Origin of the sequence: Nonomuraea glycinis, assembly GCF_035920485.1 — a bacterium.
Taxonomy (GTDB): Bacteria; Actinomycetota; Actinomycetes; order Streptosporangiales; family Streptosporangiaceae; genus Nonomuraea; species Nonomuraea glycinis.
On the sequence record NZ_CP109166.1, the window covers coordinates 5,311,467 to 5,329,387 of the forward strand.

The following is a 17,921-nucleotide window of genomic DNA, read 5'->3' on the forward strand; positions in this document are numbered from 1 at the left end:
GCTCACCTCATGAGCAGTTCGACGGCCACATGGGCGTTCGGCTGGGAGCTGCTCACCTCATGAGCAGTTCGACGGCCGCCTGCGCGTTCGGCCGGGCCGCGCCGTACGTGGCGAGGTAGGTGACGTCGGCCGGTCGCCAGATCGGCAGTCCCATCTCGATCACCGTCAGGTCGGGGCGGGCCGCCACCAGAGCCGAGACCAGCTCGCGGCTGGCTGCGTTGCGGTGCGCGTCCTTGACGACCACCACCAGCGACCGGCCCGTGGCCTTGGCCAGCAGGCCGGGCACGTCGCCGGTGGCCGGTTCTACGCGCAGGATCTCGGCCTCGGGCAGCCACGGTCCCACGCCCCACGGCACGTCGCCCACGGCGATCGTCGGCGGCGTGTCCACCTCGATCACCAGCGGCTCCACCAGGGGCGCGGGCGTGCCGGTGAGCTGGACCGCGCGGCGGGCGGCGTGCAGGCCGATCCCGTTCTGCTCGGCGAGCTCGTGGGTCCGCGAGCCGAACCACGCGCGCAGCGCGTCCACCCGGTCGGCGGCCTGCTCCAGCCGTGACAGCGGCAGCGAGCCGTCGTCCACCGCGGCCACGATGCCGTCGATGACCTGCCGTACGTCGTCGTAGGTGGGCAGGGGGCCCAGGCAGAGCAGGTCGGTCCCGGCGGCCAGGGACAGTGCGGAGCCGCCGGCCAGGCCGACGCTGTCCACGATCGCCTGCATGTCCAGCGCGTCGGACACCACCACGCCGTCGTAGCCGAGCTCGCCCCTGAGCAGCTCGGTGAGCGCGGCCGGGGACAGCGTCGCGGGCGCGTCACCGGTCAGGAACGGCACCGCCACGTGCGCGGTCATGATCGACTTGGTGCCGGCCTCGATCGCGGCCCTGAACGGCGCCAGCTCCCGCGCGCGCAGCAGCTCCGGCGTGACGTCCACGACCGGTACGGACAGGTGCGAGTCGACGCGGGTGGCGCCGTGGCCGGGGAAATGCTTGACACAGGCGGCCACCCGTACCGACTGCAGGCCCTGGACGGCCGCCACGGTGTGCCGCGAGACCAGCGTGGCCTCGTTGCCGAACGCCCGGGTGCCGATCACCGGGTTGTCGGCCTCGGAGTTGACGTCGGCGTCCGGCGCCATGTCCAGGTTGATGCCGCAGGCGGCCAGCTCCGAGCCGATCGCCCGGTAGACCTGGCGGGTGAGCTCCACGTCGTCCACGGCGCCGAGCGCCGCGTTTCCCGGGTACGGGCTGCCGACGTGGTAGGCCAGGCGGGTGACGTCGCCGCCCTCCTCGTCCAGCGAGATGACGGGCTCCCCGGCCGCCCCTCGCAGTTCGGCGGTGAGCGTCTTCAGCTGCTCGGCGTCGGCGACGTTGAAGCCGAACAGCGTCACGCCGCCCAGGCCGAGCTCAAGCTCTCGCAGCACCCAGGCGGGCGCGGTGGTTCCTGGGAAGGCGACGAGCAACGTGCCGGCCGCGAGACGGCGCAGCCCCCGATCACTTCGACTCATGGCTCCTCTTCGGAAAGGGGAGAGCCGGGGTACGGCCCTCATCGGTAAAACGGCAGGGTCGGGTACGGCACGCCGGTGGCGGGCCGTACGAGGACCGGGTGGGTCAGCCCTTCACGGCGCCGGCCATCAGACCGGTCACCATGCGGCGCTGCACTATCAGGAAGAAGACGACGACCGGGATGGTCATCATCGTGGAGCTGGCCATGATGGCGCCCCAGTCGGTGCCCTTCTGGCCGAAGAAGAACTGCAGGGCCACCGGCATGGTGTAGCCGGACGACTCGCTCATCAGCACCAGCGCGAAGATCAGCTCGTTCCAGGCGGTGATGAAGGAGAAGATGCTCGTCGCCACCAGGCCGGGGGCGACCAGCGGGAAGAGCACCCGCCAGAACGTGGTGAGCCGCGAGGCGCCGTCGATCCAGGCCGCCTCCTCCAGCGACTTGGGCACCGCGGCGACGAAGGTGCGCAGCATCCAGATGCCGAACGGCAGCGTCAGGCCGACGTTGACCAGGATCAGCCCGGCCAGCTGGTCGACGAGGCCGAGGTCGATGACCCGTAGGTACAGCGGGATGAGCAGCGCCTCGGCCGGGATCATCTGCGCGACCAGCAGCACGATCAGGAACGTGCTGCGCCCCTTGAAGTTGAACCGGGCCACCGCCGTCGCCGCCAGCAGCGAGAACACCGCCCCGACGAGCACGGTGCCCAGCGCCACGATCGCGCTGTTGCCCATGTAGACCCAGATCGAGTTGCCCGCCACCCCTTCGGTCAGCACCCGGTGCACATGCTCGAAGGTGAAGGACGTGGGGAACGGGATGAACTCGGTGGTGAAGATCTGGTCGTTGGTCTTGAACGCGGTCGACACCATCCAATAGACGGGGAAGATCGCGAACACGAACACCAGCAGGCCGGTCGCGTTGAGCGCGATCTTGCCCAGGCGCTTGCGGGCGAGCGGACTCATGTCATGTCCTCCTGCTTGACCAGCTGCCTGACGTACACGGCCGTGACGACGAGCAGGATCACGGTCAGCACCAGGGCGATGGCCGCGCCGGACCCCATCTTGGGCGGCGACCTGAACGCCTCGGCGTAGGAGTACATCGACAGGTTGAACGCCTCACGGTTGGTCGGCCCGCCCATGAGGACGTACAGCTGGCTGAAGACCTTGAAGTCCCAGATGATCGACAGCACCGTGAGCACCGCGAAGACCGGCCTGAGCAGCGGGAAGGTGATCTTCCTGAACGTCCGCCAGGCGGACGCGCCGTCGACGCGGGCGGCCTCGTACAGCTCGGCGGGGATGCCCTTGAGGCCGGCCAGCACCGACACCGCGATGAACGGGAAGCTCGCCCACACCACCGTGATGATCAGCACCATGTAGATCGACCAGGCGTCGTTGAGCCAGGGTTCGCCGGTCCAGTCCGACCGGCCGAACACCAGGGTGGACAGCCAGTCGGGCAGCAGGTTCAACGCCCAGTTGATGATGCCGGCCTCGGCGTCGAACAGCCACTTCCAGATGATGCCCTGGGCGACCGGCGGCACGGCCCAGGCGAACATGATGCCGACGATCACCAGGGTGGACATCTTCTTGCCGAGCTTGTTGAGCAGCACCCCCACGGCGGTGCCCACGACCAGCGTCAGCGTCACCGCCAGGACGGCGAAGACGAGGGTGTTCCGCAGCGCGCTCCAGAAGATCTCGTTGTCGAAGATCTGGCTGAAGTTGTCGGTGCCGACCCACTCAGGGGGACGCTTGTTGACGGGCCTGATCTGCGGGAGGCCCACCTTCTGGAAGGCCATGATCGCGACCTGGACCATCGGGTAGAGCAGCAACGCCCCGATGACGAGCAGACCGGGGATCAGCAGCAGGTACGGGATGGACCAGACCGGCAGGCCGCTGGCCTTGGCCGGGCGCCCGGGGCGGCGCCGCCCCGAGGGGGAGGGGTTGCCTCCGCCCCGGGTGCGCGTTGACGTGTCGGTCATGAGTCGTCAGGACTGGTTGAGGATGTTCTCGAGCTCGGTGTTGGCCTTGCCGAGTGCCTCGTCGGCCGTGGCCTTGCCCTCGATGACCTGGCGTGCCGCGTTCTGCAGCACGGCTTTGGTCTCGTTGGCCTCGGTCCAGTTCGGGTCGGCGGGGAAGGCCTTGGCCTTGGCGAAGGCGGCGGCGAACGGCGCCTGCGCCGGGTCCTCGGCCAGCTTGGCCAGCGCCTCCGGGTAGACCGGGAGCAGACCGCCGTCGGTGGCGTACTTGACGCCCCACTCCTTGCCGGAGGCCAGCTTCACGAAGTCCTTGGCCGCGTCCATCTCCTTGGCGGTGCCCCACACGGCGATGTCGTTGCCGCCGAGGAAGGACTGGGCCTCGCCGCCGTCCTTGGCCGGGAGCGGGAAGAAGGCGAGCTTGTCACCCTTGAGCTTGCCCTTGCTGTCCTCGTCGATCCCCGGCAGGTCCCAGGAGGCGGTGAGGTACATGCCCACTTTGTTGTTGGCGAAGCGGGTGCGGATCTCCGTGGTGTTCTGGCCGAGCCGGGACTTGCTGGACAGGCCGTCGGTGACCAGCCCGGTGTACTGCTCGAAGCCGGCCTTGAAGTTCGGGTCGGTCAGCTTGCCGACCCACTTGTCGCCTTCCTTGACGGCGTACTCGCCGCCGGCGGTCCAGGCCAGGGAGCCCAGCAGGTGGTTGGCGTCGGAGCCGCCGTTGAAGGCGAACCCGTCGACGTCCTTGCCCTTCTTCTCCTGGATCTTCTTGGCCGCGGCGACGAGCTCGTCCCAGGTCTTCGGAATCTCGATCTTGAGGTCCTTGAACCAGTCCGCCCGGTAGAGGACGGCGCGGCTGCCGCCACCCCACGGCACGGCGTACGTCTCGCCGTCGATCGTCTCCAGGCCCAGCAGGTTCTTGGGGATCTCGGCCTGGTCGCCGGCGGCCACGATGTCGCTGATCGGCGCCAGGGCCTCCTGGCTCTGCCAGAGCGGGACCTGGTCGTTGCCGATCTCGGTCACGTCAGGGCCGGTGCCGCCCGCGGCGGCGGCGGTGAACTTGTCGTTCACCTGCGGCCACGGGATCCACTCGACCTTCACCTTGGCGCCGGTCTGCTGCTCGAAGGCGGCCACCAGCTCGTCGGTGTACTTCTGGGCGGCGGGGTTGCTGTCGCCGAGCCGCCAGAAGGTGAGCTCCTTACCGGAGTACTTGGGGCCGCTCGCCGAGGCGCTGGCGGCCGCGCTGGGCTCAGCGGGTGCCTCGGCGCCGCCACAGGCGGCCAGGCCCAGGGCCAGGGCGGCCGTGGTGACCGTAGTGGCTGTGATCTTGGCGATCCTCACAGGGTTCTCCCTTCCCGGGTGCCGGCCTAGGGTCCGCACCAGGCTGATCGTTCAATGCCTTACGAGTGGTGTTAAACTAACAAGAAACTTTCTTAAAAGAAACGTCCGTTAGCTGATCGTGACGAGAGGGACGCGCCGATGAGCCGGAGCCCGGGAACCCCGCGACTGCTGCGGCGACTGAACGACCGCGCCGCACTGGAGCTCCTGCTCGCCGACGGCCCGCTCACGCGAGCGGAGTTGGGTGAGCGTACCGGGCTTTCCAAGGTCACGGCAGGTCAGCTGCTGTCCAGGCTTGAGGACCGGGGGCTGGTCGAGGTCGCGGGGGAGCGCGCGGGGGGCAGGGGGCCGCACGCCGCTCTCTACGGTGTGGTCCCCTCCAGCGCGTACGTCGCCGGGCTCGAGGTGCTGCCCGACAGCCTCACCGTAGGTGTGGCCGACATCACAGGCAAGACGGTGGTCGAGGTCACCGTGAACCCGGCCGACGCCCGCGACCCGGTCAAGACCGTGCAGGACGCGGTCCGGCGGGCGTGCGACTCGGCCCGGGTGAGCCTGTCGCAGCTGCGCGCGTTCGTGATCGGCACCAGGGGCGTGGTCGACCCGCGTACCGGCGACGTGCGCTTCTCCCTCGACCTGCCCTCCTGGCACGTCGGCGTGCTGGCCAGCCTCCGCCAGACGCTCGGCGCCTCGGTCACCATCGAGAACGACGTCAACCTGGTGGCCCTCGCCGAGCACCGCTACGGCGCGGCGGCCGGCATCGATGACTTCGTGATCATGTGGGCCGGTGTCGGCCAGGGGCTCGGCGTGATGCTCGGCGGCAGGCTCTACCGCGGCATCACCGGCGGCGCCGGCGAGATCGGCTGGCTGCCGGTGCCGGGCGAGCCGCTGCCCGACGACGTCAACCACCCCAACTCCGGCTCCTTCCAGCGGCTGGTCAACCACGACGCGCTCAGCGGCCTGGCCGTCCGGTACGGCGTGACCGGCGCCACCGTGCCCGATCTGATCCGCAACGGCCACGAGGAATACCTGGACGCGGTGGCCGCCAGGCTGGCGGTGGGCGTGGCGGCGGTGGCCGTCGTGCTCGACCCGGGGCTGATCGTGCTCAGCGGTGACATCGGCCGGGCGGGCGGCGCGCGGCTGGCCGCCAAGGTGCAGGACGCCGTGGCGCGCGTGTGCCCCACCCGGCCCGCCGTGCTCACCAGCGGGGTGGCGGGCAACCCGGTGCTGAGAGGCGCCCTGGTGGCGGCTCTGGAGCAGGCCCGGGAACAGGTCTTCTCCGACACTGTGTGAGAATTTACGCTCATGTGGCAGCCTCCGAGCGACATCGTGCTCATCTCCGACCCCCGGGTGGCGGCGATCCCGGTGCGGGAGAACCACGACCCGCTGGCCGACGTGCGCGGCCGGCTGCGGGTGGACAAGCGGCTGGCCGACCCGGCGGGGGCGTACGCGCACCTGCGGTCGGGCCTGCTGGCGCGGCTGGAGCGGGCCGCGCGGCTGCTGCCCGACGGCTACGAGCTGCTGATCGTCGAGGGCTATCGGCCGATCGGCACGCAGCGCCGCTACTTCGAGGAGTACAGGGACCAGCTCCAGGCCACCTTCCCGGAAATGTCTCCCGACGAGGCACATGTCGCGGCAAGTCGGTATGTGTCCCCTGTGGAGGTGGCTCCGCACACCGCGGGCGCGGCCGTCGACCTGACCCTGTGCGCCCCCGACGGCACCGAGTACGACATGGGCACCCAGGTCAACGACAACCCGGAGGACAGCGACGGCGCCTGCTACACCGCCGCCCCGCACATCTCCGCTGACGCCCGCGCGCACCGCAAGATCCTCGCCGCCGCCCTGGAGCCGGCCGGCCTGGTCAACTACCCCACCGAGTGGTGGCACTGGTCCTACGGCGACCGCTACTGGGCCCTCGTCTCGGGCGAGCCCGCCGCCTGTTACGGACCAGTACCGATCTAGCGGTTCCCGAGGGCGGCCAAGGGGCACAAAAGGTACGGAGGCTCCTGGACTCACTCGCGAGGTGTGGGCATGGTTCCGTTGATCGGGGTCGAAGAGGAGTACCTCATCGTCGATCCACGCACCCGCCACGTCGCCCCCCGGGCCGCCGAGGTGCTGGCCGCCGCGACGGACGTGCTGGACGTGGCGCACGAGATCACCCGTTTCCAGGTGGAGGCCAGGACAGCGCCGTCCGCGGACCTCACCGAGCTCGGGACCCAGTTACGCGCCGCGCGCAAGGAGGTGGCGGCCGCGGCCCGCTCGTGCGGGCTCGCCGTCGTCGCCAGCGGCATCCCCGTGCTCGGCAACGTCATCCCGCCGCCGCTCAGCGACGACATCCGCTACGAGCAGGGCCGCGTGCTGTACCGGGCGCTGCAGGACGAGATCAGCATCTGCGCCCTGCACGTGCACGTGGACGTGCCCGACGAGGAGGCCGCCGTCTACGTGGGCAACCACCTGCGCCCGTGGCTGCCCACGCTGATCGCGCTGGCCGCGAACTCGCCGTTCTTCGTCGGCCGCGACACCGGCTACGTCTCCTGGCGGGTGATCAGCTGGGGCCGCTGGCCCGTCTCCGGCGCGCCGCCGTACTTCCCGACCTTCGCCGACTACGAGCTGGCGCTGCGCGCCCTGGCGGAGTCCGGCGCGCTGATGGACCCTAAAACGGTCTTCTGGGACACCCGCCCGTCGCCCAAGCTGCCCACCGTCGAGGTGCGGGTGGCCGACGTGCCGCTCGACGTGAACGACAGCCTCACCATCGTCGGGCTGGTCCGCGGCCTGATCGTCACGGCCCTGGCCGACGTGGCGCGCGGCGACCGGGGGCTGCCCTTCCCGTCGGAGGTGCTGCGCGCCGCCTACTGGCGCGCCGCCCGCGACGGGCTGACGGGCGACAGCCTGGACGTACGGCACGGCGCGCTGGTCCCCGCCCCCGTGCTGGCCCGCCGCCTGCTGGCGCATGTACGGCCGGCCCTGGAGCAGTCCGGTGACCTGACGTTCGTCGAGGAAGGGCTGGACCGGCTGCTCCGGCAGGGGTCGGGCGCCGCCCGGCAGCGCCGGGTCCTGGCCGGCTCGGGCCACCTGGCGGCGGTGGTCGACGACCTCATCGAGGCCACCGTCGCCTGACCCGTGAGGTGGACGTCCAGCCAGGTGTGTCAGCCGTCGCCTGGCGTGGACGTACAGCCGGGTGTGTCGGCCGTCGCCTGGCGTGGACGTACAGCCGGGTGTGTCGGCCGTCAGAGGCCTTGTCGGCCGTCAGTGGCCTGACGGGGTCAGCGGCCCGCCGCGTAGCCCTGCGCGCCGCGCGGATTGGCGGCGGCCTTCAGGAAGTCGCCGTCCCGGGCGACCGCGCTGAGCCTGCCGAGCGTCCACGAGCCCTGCGACTCCACCTCGTGCCCCCGCCGCCGCAACTCGGCCTGTATGGCCGGGTCCAGCCGGTCCTCCACCTGCACGACGCCTGGCCGGGAGCCGCGCGGGAAGAACGAGCTGGGGAAGTGCTCGGAGTGGAACATCGGCGCGTCGATGGCCTCCTGAAGGTTCACCCCGCCGTGCACCAGCGCCAGGAAGAAGTTCAGGCTCCACTGGTCCTGCTGGTCGCCGCCCGGCGTGCCGAACGCCAGCCACGGCCGGCCGTCACGCAGCGCGAACGAGGGCGACAGCGTGGTGCGCGGGCGCGTGCCCGGCCGCAGCGAGGCGGGCAGCCCCTCCTGCAGCCAGAACATCTGCGCCCTGGTGCCCAGGCAGAAGCCCAGCTCGGCGATGACGGGGGAGCTCTGCAACCAGCCGCCGCTGGGCGTGGCGGAGACCATGTTGCCGTGCCGGTCGACCACGTCCAGATGACAGGTGTCGCCGCGCACGCCGCCGTCCGAGGACACCACCTGCTCGCCGGGCACCGGCCTGCTCACCGTGGGCTCGCCGACGCCGGAGACACTGGTCGCCGCGCCCTCGGGGAACACCGGCAGGCGAGGCGAGCGCCCGCCCGGGGCGCCCGGCCGCAGCTCCAAGCTCGCGGCGTCCGTGATGAGCGCCCGCCGGGCGGCGTTGTAGGGCTCGCTCAGCAGGTCGTCCATCGGCACGTCCGCGTCGCCGTACCAGGCCTCGCGGTCGGCGAAGGCCAGCTTGGCGGCCTCGGTCACCGTGTGCACGTAATCGGCGCCGAGCCAGCCCATGCCGTCCAGGTCGAACCCGGACAGCAGCGCGAGCTGCTGCAGGAAGACCGGCCCCTGGCCCCACGGACCCGTCTTGCACACCGTGTACCCGTGATAGTCGAAGGTGGCCGGCTCCTCCACCGTCGCCGACCAGCGCGCCAGGTCGTCACCGGTGAGCAGCCCCCCGTGCTTGCGGCCCGAGCTGTCCAGCCAGGCGGTGCCGGCGCAGAAATCGGCCACGGCCTCGGCCACGAAGCCTTCGTACCAGGCGCGGCGGGCGGCTTCCAGCTGTCCCGTACGGGTGCTCGACGCGGCCTCCGCCTCGGCGATCACCCGCCGGTAGGTGGCGGCCAGCGCCGGGTTGGCCAGCTTGGCGCCCGGCGCCGGCACCTTGCCGTCCGGCAGCCAGATGGCCGCGGACGTGGTCCACTCGTCGGTGAAGAGCCGCTCGACCGACTCGATCGTGGCCGCGATCCGCTCCAGGACCGGCACGCCGTGCTCGGCGTAATGGATGGCCGGCGCCAGCACGTCGGCGAGCGACCAGGTGCCCCACCGCTCCAGCATGAGCATCCAGCCGCCGAACGCGCCGGGCACGGTCGCCGCGAGCGGCCCGGTGCCGGGCACCAGGTCCAGCCCGAGCTCGGCGAAGCGCTCGATGGTCGCGGCGGCCGGGGCGACGCCCTGCCCGCACACGGTCGACACCCGCTGGTCGGCCTCGCTCCACAGCAGGATCGGCACCTCGCCGGCGGGGCCGTTCAGATGCGGCTCGGCCACCTGCAGCACGAATCCGGCGGCCACTGCCGCGTCGAAGGCGTTGCCGCCACGCTCCAGCACGCTCATGCCGGTGGCCGAGGCCAGCCAATGCGTGCTGGCCACCATGCCGAAGTCGCCCGACAGCTCAGGCCTGGTCGTGAACACATTCCGGGGGGAAGTCATGCAACCTTCCTATACCTTGCGGGGATCCACAGCCCCAGCCCGTACATCGTCAGCCCCAGCAGGATCATGAAGATGGCCGTCGGCCAGCGCAGCCCCGGCGACATGTAGGTGGCCAGGAACCACGAATGCTCCAGCTGCCCGTTGGTCAGGAAGACCGCCGCCAGGATGCCCTGCGGGAACAGCGGGATCGCGCCCAGCGTCCAGCACGTCATCGTGACGATACGCGCGGTCTTCGGCATCTCCGGCAGCTTGAACGTCATGCTGGAGGAGGCCGGTCGGCGGCCGGTGCGCATCATGTCGAGCAGTTCGGGCCCGCGCGCCGCCAGCCTCCGCTCGGTGCGCACCCCCAGACCCCAGAAGCACAGCGCCCCGGTCAGCACCCCGACCGCCACCCCCGGCCAGCCGAACAGCGCCGCCACCACGCCGGCGGGCACCGCGGTCGCCGCCACCAGCACCATCATCAGGTACGCCAGACCGGTGAGAGCGCCGTCGTCCTCGCTCGTCCGCAACGGGTTGCCGCCGCGCCGCTGCGGATCGATCCCCGGAACCAGCGCGTACACCGAGATCAACGGCACCATCCCGGCGCCTCCACCGAGCAGCGCGGCCGTGACCGCGATGATCATCGGCCACGGTCCGCCGTTGACCGCGGTGAACGTCACCGCCAGCACCACCGCCACCGGCGCCACGGTCACCAGCCAGGCGAGCTGCCTGCCGCGCACGTCAGAGGCGCCCGGCGTCATCAGCGTCAGCCAGTGCGCGGTGCCATCGAGCCCATAGAGGTTCGAGGTCATCGAGGCGGCCATCACGATGAAGATCGGCCCCGCCCACGGCAGCATCCCGGTCCAGCCGAGTACCAGCGGCGCGGCCGCGAAGAACACGCCGTAGGCCAGCGCGAACGTGAGCTGGTGCGTGCGCACCAGATCGCGCGTCCACGTGCGCAGCTCCTTGGCCAGGACCGCCTCCCGCGCCGACGCGGCCCGCATCGGCCTGCGCCCTCGCGCGGACGGGCGGCTCGCCCCCGCCCTCCTGCTCAGCAGCGCCGCCCACGCGCCCAGCAGCAGCGCGATCAGCACCACCATCGCGGCGAGCGCCGCGTAGTCACCTTGTACGGCGAGCACCCCCCAGCCGGAGGGCAGGTAGCGCACGACCGGCGGGATCTGCCCGCCCTGCCCGAAGGCGAAGGCGAACACCCAACCCTGCCCCAGGAAGGCCAGGACGGCACCGTTGATCAACCCGGCGCCGATCGCCCCCACCCGGGAGCGCAGCGCGATGCCGAGCACCGCCACGGCCACCTTCGACAGCAACACGAACACGGCCAGCTGCAACACCATGGCCGGCAGCGCGACCAGCGCCGCCAGGCCGCCCTGCCGTACGCCGAGCACGGTCAGGCCGGACAGGGCGAGCAGGCTGATCGCCGGAGCCACCCCGACGAACGCCGCCACCAGCAGGCCCGTCGCCAGCCGACGCAGCGGCAGCCCGAGCGGCGCGAAGTACTCCGGCCGCAGCGTCTCGTCACCGCCGCCCGAGAAGACCGGGCCGATGATCCAGCCGAGCATCCACACGGCGTACGCGGCGGCGAGCCAGTCGCCGTCCAGCGTCGCCAGATAGATCGTGCCCGCGGCGAGCACCACCCCGAGCGTCCCCGCGATCGCGACCATCCCGCCCCGCTGGCCGGTCATCGAGTGGCGCAGGATCGCCACCTTCATCCGCGCCATGGTCACCGCTACAGCCATGACAGCCCCTTGGTCCCGCTGGACACCGAACCGACCAGGTCCACGAACCGATCCTCGAGCGTCGCGTCCCCGCGCACCTCGCCCAGCGGTCCCGCGGCCGCCACCCGGCCCTTGTCGATCACCGCCACGTGGTCGCAGAGCTGCTCCACCAGCGCCATCACATGGCTGGAGAGCACGATCGAGCCGCCGCCGGCCACGAACCCGCGCAGAATCGTCTTGATCGTCGCCGCCGACACCGGATCCACCGCCTCGAACGGCTCGTCCAGCACCAGCAGCCGCGGCGCGTGCAGCAGCGCCGTGGCCAAGCCGATCTTCTTGCGCATGCCCGTCGAGTATTCGATGACGAGCGTCTTCTCCGCCCCGTCGAGCTCCAGCACCGACAGCAACTCCTCGGCGCGCGCGGCGACCAGGTCCTTGCTCAGCCCGCGCAGCAGCCCCAGATAGGTGAGCACCTCCCGCCCCGTCAGCCGCTCCGGCATGGCCATCCCGTCCGGCAGCACCCCGACCAGCCCCTTGGCGGTGGCCGGGTCCGTCCACACGTCCGCACCGAAGATGCGCGCCGTGCCGCTGTCCGGCCTGAGCAGCCCGACCGCCATGGACAGGGTGGTGGTCTTACCGGCCCCGTTCTGGCCGACCAGACCGTAGAACGATCCCTGGGGGACCGTCAGATCGACATGGTCGACGGCGACGTGCTCGTCGAACGTCTTCGCTAAACCGGCGATGTCCAGTGCCGCGGTCATGGCTGCCTCCTGGTGGCGAGGGTGAAAAGGGCGACGAACTCCTGGGCGAGCAGGTCGAGATCCAGCTCCGGGTCCTGGACGAGGCGGGCGGGCACCGCGTCCACCACGCCGCGTATGGCGATCGCCATGCTCCGCGGATCGAAGTCGCGGAACTCTCCCGTCCGGTGGCCCCAGTCAAGGAGCCGCATGACGTCGTTGATGGCGGTGTCGTGCTGCAGTGCGTACGGACCTGGGCCGCCGGAGTCGCGGGTGTAGGTGATGATCTCCACCATGGCCAGCAACGGCCCGCGGTGGACGCGCATGAACTCCAGGTTGCTCTCGAAGTAGGCGCGCAGTCCCTCGGTCGCGGTGGGCTGGGCGAGGATGCGCGGCAGCATCATCTCGGTGGCCATCCTGGCCACCTCGCCGATCACCGCCTCCAGCAGCTGCCGCTTGCCACCGAAGTGGTACGAGATCACGCCGGTGCTGATCTTCGCCTGCTTGGCGATCCTGGCCATGGAGGCCCGGGCGTAGCCCTCGGTGGCGAGGACGTCGATGGCGCACTGGATGATCTGGGCGCGACGCGCTTCTTCGATGAACGTACGGCTTTCTGGCGGCACGTTCAAAACTTTAAACAGCCGTTCAAATCTTTGGAAGCCCTTTGGTGACCCTTCGTTTCGTGGGCCTTGACGATCGTCGGGTCAGGCGCGCAGGCGCAGGCCCCGGGGGGTCGGATGGAAACCGGCCGACTCCAGTGCCGCCGCCAGGGGCGAGTCCACGATCGAGCCGCCGTCGGCCCGCTCGACCGTCAGTTTCCCGAGGGCGCCATCGCGAACCGCCAGCGCCAGCGCGTCCACGGCGGGCTGCAACCGGTCGCCGTCGGCGAACGACAGCAGCGTCTTGCCACCGCGCTCCACATAGAGCACCAGGTAGCCGTCGACCAGCACGACCAGCGACCCCGCCTTCCGGCCGGGCTTGTGCCCGACCTCGCCCGGGTGCTGCGGCCACGGCAGCGCGGCCCCGTACGGGTTGGCGGGGTCGGCGGCGGCCAGCACCACCGCCCTGAGCACGGTGTCCCGCCGACCGGCCCGCGCGAACGCCGCATCCGTGGGCGTCCCTGCGAAGGCGCCCGAGCCGAAGGAAGGTGTCGTACCGAATGAGTCTGTGTCGGAGGGTGCTGGGGCAGATGGGTCTGTGCCGGAAGGTGCCGGACTGAATGGGGCTGTAGTGGAGGGCGGCGTCCCGAAGGGGGTGCTCTCCAGGCGCATCCCTCCCGTCGGTGCGACGCTGGGGGCCATCGCGCGCATCCGGTCGACCGCCCCGGGCAGGGCGAACTGGGCCCCGCCGAGACCCTCGACGAAGTAGCCGCGGCGGCATCGCCCACTCTCCTCGTAGGCCCGCAGCACCTGGTAGACAGGCGTGAACCCGCCCGGCAGCCGCTCGGCCGTCACCGCCCCCCGCGTCACCACCCCGTGCCGCTCCAGCAGCACCTCGGCCTGAGCGTTGGCGCGCTGGGTGACGTCCCCGGCGGGCTCGGGCAGCAGCCACCATCGTCCGCCCACCGTCGGTGGCCCGCTCCTGCTCGGCAGCACCGCCCGCCGCCGCTTCGTCGCCGGCCGGTGCGCCGGCCGCCCGGAGCCGAGGGTGGCGCGCAGCGGCGCCAGCGTGTCGCCGGACACCCTCCCGGCCCACACCAGATCCCACAGCGCGGTGGCCAGCGCCTGGTCGTCCAGCAGGCCGAGCTTGTCGGACAATCCGCGGAAGAACAGCGCCCCACCGCCGCCGAGCGCCTCCAGCACCTGGTCGTGCACCGGCGTCATGGTGATCTCGGCCGGCTCCGCGAGCAGCAGGGGCGCGGTGTCGGCGAAGTAGAGCGACACCCACCCGTCGCTGCCGGGCAACGACCCCTGCCCCGCCCACATCACCTCACCGGAGGAGGTCAGCTCATCGAGCAGGGCCGGATGGTAGCCGGGCACACGCGACGGCAGCACCAGCGTCTCCAACGCGGAGGCGGGCACCGCCGCCCCCTGGAGCAGCTCGACGGCCCGCACCAGCCCGTCCATCGCCCGCGCGGCGTACGCGCCCCCGCCGACAGCCGCCCCTCGCGCGCCCCCGCCCCCCAGGCTCCCGCCCCCCGGACCTCCGCTCGCCAGGCTCCCGCCCCCCGGGCCACCACGCCCCGGGCTCCCGCTCCCCGGGCCACCGCTCCCCGGACCTCCGCTCGCCATGCCTCCGTCTCCCGGGCCTACGGCGGACCCGGTGATGCCATGCCAGGCGGGCAGGAACAGCGCCAGCGTCTCCGCCGCCACAGGCTCGACTTCCTTGCGCAGCCTGGCCAGCGACCTGCGGCGCAGCATCCGCAGCACGCCCGCGTCGCACCACTCCTCGCCCCGCCCTCCAGGCCGGAACTCGCCGTTGACCACCCGCCCCGTGGCCGCCAGCCTGCGCAGCGCGTCACCGACCACCGCCACGCCCAGACCGAACCTGGCCGCCGCCGTGCTCGCCTGGAACGGCCCCCGTGTCCGGGCATGCCGTGCCACCAGGTCGGCCAGCGGGTCGGCGACCGGCTCAAGGAAGACATGCGGGATCCCGACCGGCAGCGGCACTCCCAGCGCGTCACGCATCCGGGCCGAGTCCTCGATCGCGGCCCACTGCGTCTCGCCCGCGAGCCGTACCCTGATCACCCGGCGCGCCCGCTCCAACTCCTCGAGCCAGGCCGGATCCCCGCCTCGCACGCTCACGTCGGGCGCCAGCAGCGGCCCGTGCGAGCGCAGCAGGTCGGACAGGTCCTCCAGATCCCGCAGCGGCCGGTCGAGCCTGGCCAGCTCGCGCTCGGTGTCGGCGATCACGTCGGGGTCGAGCAGCTCGCGCAGATCGGCCTGGCCCAGCAGCTCGGCGAGCAGCGTCGTGTCCAGGGCGAGCGCCTGTGCCCGCCGCTCGGCCAGCGGCGCGTCGCCTTCGTACATGAACGCGCCGACGTAGTGGAACAGCAGGGACGCCGCGAACGGCGACGCCTGCGAGGTCTCCACCTCCACCAGCCGCACCCGCCGCGCGGCCAGGTCGCGCATCAGCCGCACCAGTCCCGGCACGTCGAAGACGTCCTGCAGGCACTCCCGCATCGTCTCCAGCACGATCGGGAACGACCCGTACTGGGAGGCCACCCCGAGCAGGTGCGCCGCCCGCTGACGCTGCTGCCACAGCGGGCTCCGCCGGCCCGGCGTGCGGCGCGGCAGCAGCAGCGCCCGCCCCGCGCACTCCCTGAACCGGGAGGCGAACAGCGCGGAACCGCCCAGCTCCTCGGTGACGATCGCCTCGATCTCGTCGGCGTCGAATGCCGCCACATCGGTGGGCGGCTCGGCCAGCGTGTCCGGGATGCGCAGCACGATGCCGTCGTCGGAGTGGACGGCCTGCACGTCCAGGCCGTAGCGCTCGCGCAGCCGCCGGTTGATCGCCAGTGCCCAGGGCGCGTGCACCCGCGCGCCGTAGGGGGAGTGGATGACGACCCGCCAGTCGCCCAGCTCGTCATGGAAACGCTCCACCAGCAGGGTCCGGTCGTCCGGCACGTAGCCGGTCGCCTCGCGCTGCTCGCGCAGGTAGGACACCAGGTTGTCGGCGGCGTAGGTGTCCAGCCCGGCCTCGCGCAGCCGTTCGGTGGACTCCTGCTTGGCCTGCTCGCGCAGGAAGGCGCCGATGGCCGCGCCCAGCTCGGCGGGCCGACCGGCCGTGTCACCGTGCCAGAACGGCAGCTTGCCCGGCTGACCCGGCGCGGGGGAGACCAGCACCCGGTCGGCCGTGATGTCCTCGATCCGCCACGACGTCGCGCCCAGCACGAACACGTCGCCGACGCGGGACTCGTACACCATCTCCTCGTCGAGCTCGCCGACCCGGGAGGCCTTCTCACCGACCAGGAACACCCCGAACAGCCCGCGGTCGGGGATCGTGCCGCCGTTGGTCACCGCCAGCCGCTGGGCGCCCGGCCGCCCCTGCAGGGTGCCCGTCACCCGGTCCCACACCACGCGCGGCCGCAGCTCGGCGAACTCCTCGCTCGGATAGCGGCCGGCCAGCATGTCGAGCGTCGCCTCCAGCGCGCTCCTGGGCAGCGTGGCGTAGGGGGCGGCGCGCTTGACCACGGTCTCCAGCTCGTCGACCGTCCACTCCTCCAGCGCGGTCATCGCCACGATCTGCTGGGCCAGCACGTCGAGCGGGTTACGCGGATAGCGCAGCTCCTCGATCAGGCCGCTCTTCATCCGCTCGGCCACCACGGCCGTCTGCACCAGGTCGCCCCGGTATTTAGGAAAGATCACGCCCTTGGACACCGCGCCCACCTGGTGGCCCGCCCGGCCGATGCGCTGCAGCCCGCTCGCCACGCTCGGCGGCGCCTCCACACAGGCGACCAGATCCACCGCGCCCATGTCGATGCCCAGCTCCAAGCTGGACGTGGCGACCACGGCCGGCAGCCGGCCCGACTTGAGCGCCTCCTCGATCTGCGCCCGCTCCTGCTTGGACACCGAGCCGTGATGGGCGCGCACGATCTCCGTCAGCACGCCCTTGCTCGCCCCCGCCTGCGCCATCACCTGCGCGGGCATGCCGGACGCGCCGTCGCCCGGCGTCTCCCAGAGCGACAGGTCCACCGTCTCGGTGCCCTGCCGGCGGTCGTAGGCCAGCTCGTTGAGCCTCGTGCAGAGCCGCTCGGCGAGCCGCCGCGAATTGGCGAACACGATCGTCGAGCTGTGCGCCTCGATCAGGTCGAACAGCCGCTCCTCCACATGCGGCCAGATCGACCGGTTGGTCGGCTCGGGCGCGAAGTCGTCGGCGCCCGCCTCCCTCGGCCTGGCCTCCATCTCGGTCATGTCCTCGACCGGGACGACCACCTCGACCTCGATGCGCTTGTCCGACGGCGGCTGCACCACCGCCGCCGGGCGGGCGCCGCCGAGGAAGGTGGCCACCTCGCTGACCGGCCGCACGGTCGCCGACAGCCCGATGCGCTGCGCGGGCCGCTCCAGCAGGGCGTCCAGCCGCTCCAGGGTGAGAGCCAGATGGGCGCCGCGCTTGGTCGCCGCCACCGCGTGCACCTCGTCCACGATCACCGTCCGCACCCCGCGCAGCGCGTCCCGCGCCTTGCTGGTGAGCAGCAGGAACAGCGACTCCGGGGTCGTGATGAGGATGTCGGCGGGCCGGGCGGCGAACCGCCGGCGATCCTGGGCGGGCGTGTCGCCGGACCGGATCGCCACCGAGATCTCCGGCACCGGCAGCCCCAGCCGCCGCGCCGTCTGCTTGAGCCCGGCCAGCGGCGCGCGCAGGTTGCGCTCCACGTCCACGGCCAGCGCCTTCAGCGGCGAGACGTAGACCACCTTGGTGCCCGGCTCCTCGGCGGGCTCGGCGGCCAGCCTGTCCAGCGACCACAGGAACGCCGCCAACGTCTTGCCCGAACCCGTCGGAGCCACCACCAGGGTGCTGTCACCGCGCGCGATGGACTCCCACGCGCCCTCCTGCGCGGCGGTCGGCGCGGCGAAGGCTCCGGTGAACCATTGCCTGGTCACCTGGCTGAAGTGGTCGAGCGAGCTCACCCGCACATACTGCCTCGCCGCACCGACAGAAAACGCAT

The 17,921-nt window shown here is 71.7% G+C and carries 12 protein-coding genes; 3 read left to right on the forward strand and 9 right to left on the reverse strand.

Annotated elements, in window-relative coordinates; translation table 11 throughout:
• Positions 1-52 precede the first annotated feature (52 nt).
• The 4 genes from OHA68_RS25045 to OHA68_RS25060 form a co-directional block, all read right to left on the reverse strand.
• The gene (locus OHA68_RS25045; RefSeq protein ID WP_327102411.1) at positions 53-1,495 is read right to left on the reverse strand and encodes a glycoside hydrolase family 3 protein; all 1,443 of its coding nucleotides are present in this window, start codon (positions 1,493-1,495) and stop codon (positions 53-55) included.
• Positions 1,496-1,598: 103 nt separating this feature from the next.
• Complete coding sequence (locus OHA68_RS25050) at positions 1,599-2,450, reverse strand: carbohydrate ABC transporter permease (RefSeq protein ID WP_189141656.1); 852 nt, start codon at positions 2,448-2,450, stop codon at positions 1,599-1,601.
• Positions 2,447-3,463, reverse strand: coding sequence for a carbohydrate ABC transporter permease (locus OHA68_RS25055; RefSeq protein ID WP_327102412.1), 1,017 nt, complete (start codon positions 3,461-3,463; stop codon positions 2,447-2,449). Before OHA68_RS25055 ends, OHA68_RS25050 begins: the two co-directional genes overlap by 4 nt.
• A 6-nt stretch (positions 3,464-3,469) precedes the next feature.
• The gene (locus OHA68_RS25060) at positions 3,470-4,795 is read right to left on the reverse strand and encodes an extracellular solute-binding protein (RefSeq protein WP_327102413.1); all 1,326 of its coding nucleotides are present in this window, start codon (positions 4,793-4,795) and stop codon (positions 3,470-3,472) included.
• Between the two features lie 138 nt (positions 4,796-4,933).
• Here OHA68_RS25060 and OHA68_RS25065 point away from each other — a divergent pair, with 138 nt between their 5' ends.
• The 3 genes from OHA68_RS25065 to OHA68_RS25075 all read left to right on the forward strand — a co-directional run bounded on the left by OHA68_RS25065 (position 4,934) and on the right by OHA68_RS25075 (position 7,906).
• On the forward strand, positions 4,934-6,082 hold the full coding sequence (locus OHA68_RS25065) for an ROK family transcriptional regulator (protein WP_189141659.1): 1,149 nt from the start codon (positions 4,934-4,936) through the stop codon (positions 6,080-6,082).
• A 12-nt stretch (positions 6,083-6,094) separates the two neighbouring features.
• On the forward strand, positions 6,095-6,751 hold the full coding sequence (locus tag OHA68_RS25070; RefSeq protein WP_327102414.1) for a M15 family metallopeptidase: 657 nt from the start codon (positions 6,095-6,097) through the stop codon (positions 6,749-6,751).
• Between the two features lie 69 nt (positions 6,752-6,820).
• Positions 6,821-7,906 carry a carboxylate-amine ligase gene (locus OHA68_RS25075; RefSeq protein ID WP_327102415.1) on the forward strand — a complete coding sequence of 362 codons (1,086 nt, stop codon included), beginning with the start codon at positions 6,821-6,823 and terminating at the stop codon, positions 7,904-7,906.
• A gap of 146 nt (positions 7,907-8,052) precedes the next feature.
• Here the strand turns inward: OHA68_RS25075 and OHA68_RS25080 are convergent, their stop codons facing one another.
• The 5 genes from OHA68_RS25080 to OHA68_RS25100 all read right to left on the reverse strand — a co-directional run bounded on the left by OHA68_RS25080 (position 8,053) and on the right by OHA68_RS25100 (position 17,883).
• Positions 8,053-9,864, reverse strand: a complete 1,812-nt coding sequence (locus OHA68_RS25080; RefSeq protein ID WP_327102416.1) for a gamma-glutamyltransferase family protein — start codon at positions 9,862-9,864, stop codon at positions 8,053-8,055.
• Positions 9,861-11,597 (reverse strand): hypothetical protein, encoded by a 1,737-nt coding sequence (locus OHA68_RS25085; RefSeq protein ID WP_327102417.1) that lies wholly within the window; start codon positions 11,595-11,597, stop codon positions 9,861-9,863. The genes OHA68_RS25080 and OHA68_RS25085 overlap by 4 nt, the downstream gene beginning before the upstream one ends.
• On the reverse strand, positions 11,588-12,337 hold the full coding sequence (locus tag OHA68_RS25090) for an ABC transporter ATP-binding protein (protein ID WP_327102418.1): 750 nt from the start codon (positions 12,335-12,337) through the stop codon (positions 11,588-11,590). Before OHA68_RS25090 ends, OHA68_RS25085 begins: the two co-directional genes overlap by 10 nt.
• Positions 12,334-12,936, reverse strand: a complete 603-nt coding sequence (locus tag OHA68_RS25095) for a TetR/AcrR family transcriptional regulator (protein ID WP_327102419.1) — start codon at positions 12,934-12,936, stop codon at positions 12,334-12,336. The genes OHA68_RS25090 and OHA68_RS25095 overlap by 4 nt, the downstream gene beginning before the upstream one ends.
• A gap of 81 nt (positions 12,937-13,017) precedes the next feature.
• A complete protein-coding gene (locus OHA68_RS25100; protein WP_327102420.1) occupies positions 13,018-17,883 on the reverse strand; it encodes an Lhr family helicase in 4,866 nt (1,621 codons plus the stop codon).
• Positions 17,884-17,921: the final 38 nt, after the last annotated feature.

Coding starts and splice junctions, on each gene's coding strand:
- OHA68_RS25070 (WP_327102414.1), top strand. CDS start 6,095: ATGTGGCAGCCTCCGAGCGACATCGTGCTCATCTCCGACCCCCGGGTG.
- OHA68_RS25065 (WP_189141659.1), top strand. CDS start 4,934: ATGAGCCGGAGCCCGGGAACCCCGCGACTGCTGCGGCGACTGAACGAC.
- OHA68_RS25050 (WP_189141656.1), bottom strand. CDS start 2,450: ATGAGTCCGCTCGCCCGCAAGCGCCTGGGCAAGATCGCGCTCAACGCG.
- OHA68_RS25080 (WP_327102416.1), bottom strand. CDS start 9,864: ATGACTTCCCCCCGGAATGTGTTCACGACCAGGCCTGAGCTGTCGGGC.
- OHA68_RS25090 (WP_327102418.1), bottom strand. CDS start 12,337: ATGACCGCGGCACTGGACATCGCCGGTTTAGCGAAGACGTTCGACGAG.
- OHA68_RS25085 (WP_327102417.1), bottom strand. CDS start 11,597: ATGGCTGTAGCGGTGACCATGGCGCGGATGAAGGTGGCGATCCTGCGC.
- OHA68_RS25045 (WP_327102411.1), bottom strand. CDS start 1,495: ATGAGTCGAAGTGATCGGGGGCTGCGCCGTCTCGCGGCCGGCACGTTG.
- OHA68_RS25075 (WP_327102415.1), top strand. CDS start 6,821: ATGGTTCCGTTGATCGGGGTCGAAGAGGAGTACCTCATCGTCGATCCA.
- OHA68_RS25055 (WP_327102412.1), bottom strand. CDS start 3,463: ATGACCGACACGTCAACGCGCACCCGGGGCGGAGGCAACCCCTCCCCC.